Here is a 9,439-nt window from a genome sequence, read left to right as displayed (position 1 = left end):
GCGCCGGCCACCACCACGCCGACCACCAGCCACAGCAGGCCGCGCAGATGGGCTACCTGCCCGGCCTGCTGTGGCTGGTGGTCGGCGTGGTGGTGGCCGGCGCGGTGCAGGACTTCATGGTGCTGTTCCTCTCCAGCCGCCGCAACGGCCGCTCGCTCGGCGACCTGGTCCGCGAGGAAATGGGTCAGGTGCCCGGCACCATCGCCCTGTTCGGCGCGTTCCTGATCATGATCATCATCCTGGCGGTGCTGGCGATGGTGGTGGTCAAGGCGCTGGCGGAAAGCCCCTGGGGCATGTTCACGGTGATCGCGACCATGCCCATCGCGATCCTGATGGGCGTGTACATGCGCTACATCCGCCCCGGCAAGATCGGCGAGATCTCGGTGGTCGGGCTGATCCTGCTGCTGGCGGCGATCTGGTTCGGCGGCAAGGTCGCCGCCGATCCCACCTGGGGCCCGGCCTTCACCTTCACCGGCACACAGATCACCTGGATGCTGATCGGCTACGGCTTCGTCGCCTCGGTGCTGCCGGTGTGGCTGCTGCTGGCGCCGCGCGACTACCTGTCCACCTTCCTCAAGATCGGCACCATCATCGCCCTGGCGATCGGCATCCTGGTGGTGATGCCGGAGCTGAAGATGCCGGCGCTCACGCAGTTCGCCGCCAGCGGCGACGGCCCGGTGTGGAAGGGCGGCCTGTTCCCGTTCCTGTTCATCACCATCGCCTGCGGCGCGGTGTCCGGCTTCCATGCGCTGATCTCCTCGGGCACCACGCCCAAGCTGCTCGCCAACGAGTCGCACATGCGCTACATCGGCTACGGCGGCATGCTGATGGAATCGTTCGTGGCCGTGATGGCGCTGGTGGCGGCCTCGATCATCGACCCGGGCGTGTACTTCGCGATGAACAGCCCGGCCGCCGTGATCGGTGCCGACGTCGCCGCCGCCGCGCACCACATCAGCACCACCTGGGGCTTCGCCATCACCCCGGAGCAACTGACCGCCACCGCGGCGGCGATCGGCGAACCCACCATCCTGCATCGCGCCGGCGGTGCGCCGACGCTGGCGGTGGGCATCGCGCAGATCCTGCACCAGGCCATCCCCAACAGCAGCGACGCGATGATGGCCTTCTGGTACCACTTCGCGATCCTGTTCGAGGCGCTGTTCATCCTCACCGCGGTGGACGCCGGTACCCGCGCCGGACGCTTCATGCTGCAGGACCTGCTCGGCAACTTCATCCCGGCGTTGAAGAAGACCGAGTCGTGGACCGCCAACATCATCGGCACCGCCGGCTGCGTGGCCCTGTGGGGCTACCTGCTGTATACCGGCGTGGTCGATCCGTTCGGCGGCATCCAGACGCTGTGGCCGCTGTTCGGCATCTCCAACCAGATGCTGGCCGGCATCGCGCTGATGCTGGGCACGGTGGTGCTGTTCAAGATGAAGCGCGACCGCTACGCCTGGGTGACCGCGGTGCCGGCGGTATGGCTGCTGATCTGCACCACCTACGCCGGCCTGATCAAGATCTTCGACCGCAACCCGTCGCAGGGCTTCATGGCGCAGGCGCACAAGTTCCAGGACGCCATCGCCAGCGGCACCATCACCGCACCGGCCAAGTCGGTGGCGCAGATGCAGCAGATCGTCACCAATGCCTACGTCAACACCGGGCTGACCGTGCTGTTCCTGTGCGTGGTGTTCGCGGTGCTGGTCTACGCGATCAAGACCATTCTTGCCGCGCGCCGCAACCCGCAACGTAGCGACCGCGAGACCGCGTACGTGGCCTTGCAGCCGCACCAGATGGCGGACCTGTAATGGCCGGCGCCCTGGTTCCGGTCGGGCAGTACCAGGCGCACCGCCGGCTATGGCGGCGCCTGGTGCAGACCGCGCGGCTGTGCTGCGGCATTCCCGACTACGACAACTACGTGCGGCACATGCTGGAAAAGCATCCGGACCGCGAGCCGATGGACTACAAGACCTTCTTCCGCGAGCGCCAGGAGGCGCGGTACGGCGGCAAGAGCGGGTTTCGCTGTTGTTGAAAGGCGGGGATTGGGGAGTCGGGATTGGGGATTGGTGGCTGTAATCGTGATGAAAGTGCGGCGATGCTTGCAATGGGCATCGCCGCTTGGCTGTTGTAGGAACGGCTTCAGCCGTGACGCATTACCGACAAGGCATCGCGGCTAAAGCCGCTCTTACGGAGAAGCACGCGGATGCCATGCACTCGCGGCGCCGCTCCCATTCCCCAATCCCGATTCCCCAATCCCCGCTCTTCAGGCCGCCGCGGCGCGCACCAGTTCCGCATAGGTCTGCGGCAGTTCGCGCATGTGTTCCATCACCGCGGCCACGCCGAGCTGGCGCAGGGTCGCGGCGTGCCCGGCGGGAATGTGCGCGGCGCCGGTAAAGCCGATCACGGTCATGCCCGCGGCCAGCGCGGCGCTGGCACCGGTGGCGCTGTCCTCGATCACCAGGCAGCGTTCCGGCGCCACCTCCAGCGTGCGCGCGGCCAGCAGATACACGTCCGGCGCGGGCTTGGGCCGCGCCACCATGTCGGCGCTGAAGATGCGTTCGCCGACACGCTCATGCAGGCCGGCGCGCGCCACCGAGGCGACCACGCTCTCGCGCATGCTGTTGGAGGCGACCGCCAGCGGCAGCGGCAACGCCAGCAAGGCCTCGCGCACACCGTCGATCGGCTGCACCTCGGCGGCAATCAGCGCCTCCGAGCGTGTGCGGATCTCCTGGCACAGGCCCGGCGGCAGCGCCAGCGCGTACTGCCGTTGCACGCGCTGCACGATTTCCTGTGCGGTGAGGCCGAAGCTGCCCGCAAGAAAGCGTTCCAGTTCGGTCCGCGGCACATAGGCGCCCAGCGCGTCGAGCATCACCCGGTCGGCCAGCACTTCGCTGTCGACGAGCACGCCGTCGCAATCGCTGATCAACAGGTCGAAGGGGGTCGCCGTCATTGCGCGCTCCTTTGGAAAACGTCCATTATGCCGCTGCGCACATGTCCCTCGCCTGTGCGGCGCCTGCAGTCGCGGCAGCGCGGCCAATCCCATGCGCACGCGCTGCACACGCCTGCGGCGCTGCCTGTTCGCCCTGCCCGCTCGCGGCAGCGATCGCATCTCGGTGATATCCCGGCCGCCAAGCGTTTGTTTCTGGTTAAACGATGGACCGCCTGGCGGGATGCCACCAGAGATTCGCAGACCGCGTCACAAAACTGGCACAACACCACTGCGATCCGCTGCTAGCATCGGCAACGGCGCCAGGACGTGCGCCGTCATCCCAGGACCGCGAACAGGAAAGGAGCCTTGCATGCGTACGCCCGTCCCCGCCCTGATCGCACTCGCGACCTCGCTGTTCTTCTCGGTCAGTTGCGCCGCACAGTCCGGCGCCAAGGAGCATTCCGCCATGTCAGCCTCGCTGCAGGATCATTCGGTCGCGTTCCGCGACCCCGCACTCGCCGACATCGCCGCCGCCATCGCGCGCGGCGACGTCGCCCGCATCGCCGCCCTGGCGCCCAGCACGGACCTGTCCGCGCACGGCGACCAGAACGTCACCCTGCTCGAATGGGCCATCTGGAACGAACAGCCGCGCGCGCTGGCGGCGCTGCTCGACGCCGGTGCCGACCCGTCGCTGCCCGGCATGGATCAGGAAACCGTGGTGCACATGGCCGCCATGGCCAAGGATCCGCAATACCTGGAGATCCTGCTGCAGCACGGCGCCCCGGTCGACCCGGTGAGCGCGCGCGCGAACTGGACCCCGCTGTTCCGCGCCGTGCAGAGCAAGCGCGACGCGCAGATCGAACTGCTGCTCAAAGCCGGCGCCGACCCGAAGCGGGTCGACGCCACCGGCAACTCGTTGCTGCACCTGGCCGCGCAGAGCAGCGCCGGCAATCCCTGGGTGCCGAAGCTGCTGCAGGCCGGGGTCGATCCGAGCCTGCGCAACGCCCAGGGCAAGACCTTCCAGGCGTACTTCTTCAACACGCCCGAGCGCCTGCTCAACACCAACGCGCAGCAGGTCCGCAACGACGTGCGCGCCTGGCTGAGCGCCCACGCCATCCCGTTGGAAGCAAGCCGCTGACGCGGTCGGTCGCCACATTCGCACGGAGCCGCGCATGAACCAGAACGAGCTTTCCCCGTCCGATCCGTCCACCTCCTTCTCCGACGCCGTCCGCGGCCAGCAGCCGCAGGCCGTGGACCGGCAACTGCCGCCACTGTTGCAGGACCTCTACCACACCGCGGCCGAGCGCCGCGCCGGCGGCGCCGAGACCTTCGCCGCGCTGCCCGACGGCTGGTCGCGCATGGACGACGCCGCGCTGCAGCGCGCCGGCATCGATCCCAGCCTGCAGCACGATGCCAAGAGCGGCTTCGATGCCGCGTTCTACCGCAACCCGCAGGGCAACGTGGTGCTGGGCTTCTGCGGCACCGACGAACTGAAGGACTGGAAACACAACCTCGGCCAGGGCCTGGGCTTTTCCGACTCACAGTACGCCTCGGCGATCCAGCTCGGCAGCCAGGCCAAGCAGGCCTTCGGCGACAACCTGCTGATCTCCGGGCACTCGCTGGGCGGCGGCCTGGCCGCGGCCTCGTCGATGGTCAACGACGTGCCGGCGGTGACCTTCAACGCCGCCGGGGTCAACAACAAGACGCTCGAGCGCGAAGGGCTGGATGCCGACGCGGCCAAGGCCTATGCCGCCGACGGGCTGATCCGCGGCTATCACGTCAAGAACGAACTGCTGACCTACCTGCAGGAAGACAACCTGCTGACCCGCGGCCTGATGCCCGACGCCGCCGGCCACCAGATCCAGCTGCCGGAACCGGACCCGCTGTCGTTCGGCCAGCGCCTGATCCCCGGGATGATGCTCAAGCATCGCCTGGACTTGCACGGCATCGACTCGGTGATGAAGGCCGAGGACCTGGCGCAGAACCAGAGCCAGGGTCAGGTCCAGAGCCAGGGGCAATCCGGTTCGCTGTCGACCGGCAGCCGCCTGTTCAACGACGCGGTGGTGCAGTTGGACGGCCAGCGCGACCGGCTCGGCCTGCACGACGACGCAGCCTTCCTCAACACCGCCGCCAGCGTCGCCGCGCGCGCCGGCCAGGACGGCCTGCAGCGCATCGACCAAGTGCTGCCCAGCCGCGATGGCGACCGACTGTTCGCGGTCCAGGGGCAACCGGAGAACCCGGCGCACCTGCGCAGCCAGGTCCAGACCGCGGCCGCGGCCCACGAGCCGTCGCAGGCCAACGTCGGCCAGTTGCAGCAACAGAACCTGCAGGCGCCGCCACAGCAGCAGGAAGAACGGCAGCGCAGCGTGGCGATGCAGTAGTCGCCGCCACGGGCTCGGTCATGGCAGGCGTCCGCGAGGACGCCTGCCGAATCAGACCAGGACGGCGAAGCGACAGGCATGCTGCGAGCCAAGGTCATCCGACAGGAAACCTTGTGGGTGAGAGCCGCAGCACGCGTAACCCCACCGCAACGCTCGCCTGAAGCGGTCGGCACGAACGCTTACCTTCTGCGGTGGCGCGCCCGCGTGACTCAGCCCGCACCGGCCATCGCGCGCAGGGTGATGCCGACCAGATAGGCCAGGTACGTGCCGGTGGCGTAGCCCATCGTGCCCAGCAGCACGCCGACCGGGGCCAACGCCGGATGGAACGCGGCCGCCACCACCGGCGCCGAGGCCGGGCCGCCGACGTTGCTCTGCGAGCCGATCGCGAAGTAGAAGAACGGCACCCGCAGCAGCTTGCCCAGCGTCAGCAGCAGCAGGACGTGCACGATGAGCCAGATCAGGCCGAGCGCGAAGATCCAGGGCCGGTCGAACAGCGCCAGCAGATCCATCTGCATGCCGATGCAGGCGATCAGGAAATACAGCAGCAGCGTGCCGATGCGCGAGGCGCCGGCGCCCTCGAGCGTGCGCGCGCGGGTGAAGCTGAGCAGCAGGCCGAAGGTGGTCGCCAGCACCACCACCCACACGAACGGCGAGCCGAGGCTGAACTGCTTGGCCCAACTCACGTTCGCGTCGAACCACGCCGCGGTCGGGGTGGCGATCGCATGCGCCAGGCCGACCGCGCCGAAGGCGACGCCGACGATCAGCATCAGGTCGGTGAGGCTGGCCACGCGTTCGTGCTGAGCCTGGAAGTGGGCGATGCGCTGCTTGAGGTCGTCGATGCCGCGGGTGTCGGCGCCCGTGCGCGCATCGATCGCCGGCGCACGTTGCGCAAAGAAGATCAGCAGTGCCATCCACACGTAGCCGACGCCGACATCGACCACCGCGAACTGGCCGAAGGTGGTGGCATCGACCTGGAACACCTCACGCATCGCCAGCATGTTGGCGCCGCCGCCGATCCAACTGCCGGCCAACGCGGCCATGCCGGCCCAGGTGTCGCCGGCCACGGTCACCGGATGCAGCCACTTCATCACCTGGAACGCGACCACCGCGCCGAGCATGATGCTGAAGGACGCGCCCAGGTACATCGCCACCAGCTTCGGCCCCAGCCGCAGGATGCCCTTGAGATCGATGGTGAGGGTGAGCAGCACCAGCGCCGCCGGCAGCAGCACGTCGCGCGCGACCGGGTTGTAGAGCGAATTGTGCTGGCCGTCGATCAGCCCGACGGTGTTGTAGATGCCCGGAATCAGATAGCACAGCAACAGCGCCGGCACGAAGCCGTAGAAGCGCTTCCAGACTCCCGACGGCCGCGCTGCGGTCCAGAACACCGCGCCCAGGGTGGCGGCGATCAGGCCGAAGATGACGATGTCGTTGGTGATCAGGGGCGTCGAGGGCATCGGGCTGTGGCGCGGGGATTCGGGAGTGGGGATTCGTGCGCCGCGGTTGGAGGTTTGGAGGTGTCAACAAAGATCGAAAGAAACACCGGAGGGCTGGTGAATTCGCAGGAGCGACGCGCTGCAAGCACCCTGTTGTTTTTGTGGGAGGGGCTTCAGCCCCGACGCTTTAGCGGTAAGGCGTCGGGGCTGAAGCCCCTCCCACAAGGGCGATCGGGTTACCGGGATCGCGGAAAATCCCGAATCCCGGGACCTGGGCCATGACCGAAAAGGGGCCCGGAATCCCGAGCCCCAGGTCCCCTCACTCCCCGATATGTTGCTTCAGCCAGCCGTTGACCGTGTCGTGCCAGAGGATGCTGTTCTGCGGCTTCAGCACCCAATGGTTCTCGTCCGGGAAGTACAGGAACTTGGACTCGATGCCCTTGCGCTGCAGCGCGCCGAACGCGGCCAGGCCCTGCTCCATCGGGATGCGGAAATCCTGCTGGCCATGGATCACCAGCATCGGCACCTTCCACTTGTCCACGTGCAGGATCGGGTTGAACTTCTCGTAGCCGGCCGGGTTCTGCCACGGCGTGCCGCCGTTCTCCCACTCGCTGAACCACAGCTCCTCGGTGGCGTAGCCCATCATGCGGTTGTCGAACACGCCGTCGTGGTCGACCAGGCACTTCCACGGCTTGTTCCAGTTGCCGGCCATCCAGTAGACCATGTAGCCGCCGTAGCTGGCGCCGAGCGCGCAGGCCTTGTCGCCATTGAGGAAGCCGTACTGCTTCTGCGCCGCGTCCCAGCCCTTCTGCAGGTCTTCCAGCGGGCGGTCGCCCCAGTGCTGGCTGATCGCATCGGTGAAGGCCTGGCCGTAGCCGGTGGAACCGTGGAAGTCGATCATCACCACCGCGTAGCCCTGCCCCGCATAGGTCTGCGGGTTCCAGCGATAGCTCCAGCCGTTGCCGAAGCTGCCCTGCGGGCCGCCGTGGATCAGGAACGCCACCGGATAGGTCTTGCCTTCCTGGTAGTTGTACGGCTTGACCACATAGCCGTGCACGGTGTCGTTGTTCCAGCCCTTGAACGAGAACTGCTCGTAGTCGCCGAACTTCACGTCCGGCAGCAGTTCGCCGGCGCTGGGGGTGATGGCGCGCGGCTGCTGGCCATCGTCGTCGGCGACCACGATCTGGTCGCCGCTCTTGAGGCTGTTGCGGGTGAAGGCCAGGGTGGTGCCGGCCAGGACCGGTGAGCCAACGCTGCCGTCGGCGGCCACGGTACGGACCTTGCCATCGGCCACGTCGACCGCGAACAGCGGGTGCTGGCCCATGTCGTCGGCGGTGGTATAGATGGTCTTGCCGTCGGCCGAGAGCACGAGCTCGCCAGCCGAGCGATCCCACTGCGGGGCGATCTCACGGGTCTTGCCGCTGGCCACGTCCATCGCCATCAGGCCGAAGCGGTCGGCCTCGAAGCCGGGGCGCTTCATCGCGCGGTAGAACAGCGTCTTGCCGTCGGCGGAGAACACCGGGCCGGCGTCCCAAGCCGGGTTGGACGCGGTCAGGTTGACCGGCGCGGCCTTGCCGGCGGCGTCCAGCCGGTACAGGTCGAAGTTGGTCGACCACGGTTCTTCGCGGCCGGCCACGCGCACGCTGGCGACCAGCGACTGCCCGTCCGGCGCCCAGGTGTAGTCCTCACTGCCGCCGAACGGCTTGGAGGGGATGTCGCCGGCCAGGGTCACGCTGACCGCCGAGGCGCCGGCCACCGGCTTGGCCTTGGCGCCGGCCGGCAGCGGCGCGACGAACAGGCTGTTGCGGCGGCCGTCGTTCCAGGTATCCCAGTGGCGCACGAACAAGTGGTCGAACACCACGCCGGTGGCCTTGGACTGCTTCTTGGCGTCCAGGCGCTTCTGCGTACAGGCCAGGTCCGAGCCGCAGTCCTGGAACACGCCGGCGCTGAAGGCCACGCGGTCGCCCTGCGGGGCGATGCGGTAGCTGTCCACGTCCAGCGCGAAATCGGTGAGCTGGCGCGGCGCGCCGCCGGCCAGCGGCAGCGCGTACAGCTGCTGGCGGCCGGACTTGGCGCTGAGGAAGTAGACGGTCTTGCCGTCGGCCGACAGTTCCGGCGAATTGACGTTCCAGCCTTCCGGGGTCAGCCGCTTCGGCGGCGCCGCATCGCGGGTGCGCAGGTCGCGCAGCCACAGGCTGGTGTTGGACTTCTCCAGCGCCTTGTCCATCTGCCGCTTGGCGAAGATCACCGTGCCGCCGTCGGGCGTCAGCAGCGGCGAGGACACCCGGTCCAGCGCGACCATGTCGCGAACTTCGAAACCGCGGGTGGCGGCCAGCGCGGGCAGCGCGGTCAGCAGGGCCAGGGGCAGCAAGGCGTAGCGCAGGGTCATCGGGCGTCTCCGGAACACGGCAAAACGTCGATGGTAGGGGCCGCGGTGGGCGTGGCGCAAAGGACTGAAGTCATGGAGGGGCTGGGAATGGGGAATCGGGATTGGGGATTGGGAAGAGCGAGGTGCTGGCTCGGCTGTGATTACGAAGACCCGCACTGACCCGGTTTCGGATAGCAAGCGGACCGTGGCCATACCGCGGCCGGATGAGCGTGGTGGATCGGGAGTGGCCGCGAGGCACTGATACGGCGAAGTGCAGCAGGACGGTGCCGAAGCTGGCCTTGGTGGCGAGGCGGACCGCGGGAGGCGCACGCGG

At 68.1% G+C, this 9,439-nt stretch carries 7 protein-coding genes; 4 read left to right on the top strand and 3 right to left on the bottom strand.

Annotated features, from left to right (window positions below; genetic code table 11):
* Together CEK65_RS12060 and CEK65_RS12055 are read left to right on the top strand one after the other, a co-directional pair.
* On the top strand, positions 1-1,802 hold a 1,802-nt coding region (locus CEK65_RS12060), incomplete at its 5' end, for a carbon starvation CstA family protein (protein WP_152181877.1).
* Positions 1,802-2,026, top strand: coding sequence for a CstA-like transporter-associated (seleno)protein (locus CEK65_RS12055; protein WP_017909376.1), 225 nt, complete (start codon positions 1,802-1,804; stop codon positions 2,024-2,026). The genes CEK65_RS12060 and CEK65_RS12055, both read left to right, overlap by 1 nt.
* Positions 2,027-2,257: 231 nt before the next feature.
* On the opposite strand, the gene CEK65_RS12050 is transcribed toward CEK65_RS12055, so the two are convergent.
* The gene (locus CEK65_RS12050; RefSeq protein ID WP_017909375.1) at positions 2,258-2,944 is read right to left on the bottom strand and encodes an HAD-IA family hydrolase; all 687 of its coding nucleotides are present in this window, start codon (positions 2,942-2,944) and stop codon (positions 2,258-2,260) included.
* A 349-nt stretch (positions 2,945-3,293) separates the two neighbouring features.
* On the opposite strand from CEK65_RS12050, the gene CEK65_RS12045 reads away from it, so the two are divergent.
* Positions 3,294-4,061, top strand: a complete 768-nt coding sequence (locus CEK65_RS12045) for an ankyrin repeat domain-containing protein (protein WP_193314773.1) — start codon at positions 3,294-3,296, stop codon at positions 4,059-4,061.
* Positions 4,062-4,095: 34 nt separating this feature from the next.
* Positions 4,096-5,304 (top strand): XVIPCD domain-containing protein, encoded by a 1,209-nt coding sequence (locus CEK65_RS12040; protein ID WP_152181876.1) that lies wholly within the window; start codon positions 4,096-4,098, stop codon positions 5,302-5,304.
* 209 nt (positions 5,305-5,513) lie between these two features.
* On the opposite strand, the gene CEK65_RS12035 is transcribed toward CEK65_RS12040, so the two are convergent.
* Positions 5,514-6,758 carry a DUF819 family protein gene (locus tag CEK65_RS12035; protein ID WP_152181875.1) on the bottom strand — a complete coding sequence of 415 codons (1,245 nt, stop codon included), beginning with the start codon at positions 6,756-6,758 and terminating at the stop codon, positions 5,514-5,516.
* Positions 6,759-7,056: 298 nt separating this feature from the next.
* Positions 7,057-9,126: a S9 family peptidase gene (locus CEK65_RS12030; RefSeq protein ID WP_152181874.1), complete on the bottom strand. Its 2,070-nt coding sequence runs from the start codon at positions 9,124-9,126 to the stop codon at positions 7,057-7,059.
* Positions 9,127-9,439 lie beyond the last annotated feature (313 nt).

Source organism: Xanthomonas sp. LMG 12459, assembly GCF_009192905.1.
GTDB classification, from domain to species: Bacteria; Pseudomonadota; Gammaproteobacteria; order Xanthomonadales; family Xanthomonadaceae; genus Xanthomonas_A; species Xanthomonas_A sontii.
Note: the sequence above shows the minus strand (reverse complement) of the source record. Positions and strands in the feature narration are given on the sequence as shown.

Coding starts and splice junctions, on each gene's coding strand:
- CEK65_RS12045 (WP_193314773.1), top strand. CDS start 3,294: ATGCGTACGCCCGTCCCCGCCCTGATCGCACTCGCGACCTCGCTGTTC.
- CEK65_RS12040 (WP_152181876.1), top strand. CDS start 4,096: ATGAACCAGAACGAGCTTTCCCCGTCCGATCCGTCCACCTCCTTCTCC.
- CEK65_RS12055 (WP_017909376.1), top strand. CDS start 1,802: ATGGCCGGCGCCCTGGTTCCGGTCGGGCAGTACCAGGCGCACCGCCGG.
- CEK65_RS12030 (WP_152181874.1), bottom strand. CDS start 9,126: ATGACCCTGCGCTACGCCTTGCTGCCCCTGGCCCTGCTGACCGCGCTG.
- CEK65_RS12035 (WP_152181875.1), bottom strand. CDS start 6,758: ATGCCCTCGACGCCCCTGATCACCAACGACATCGTCATCTTCGGCCTG.
- CEK65_RS12050 (WP_017909375.1), bottom strand. CDS start 2,944: ATGACGGCGACCCCCTTCGACCTGTTGATCAGCGATTGCGACGGCGTG.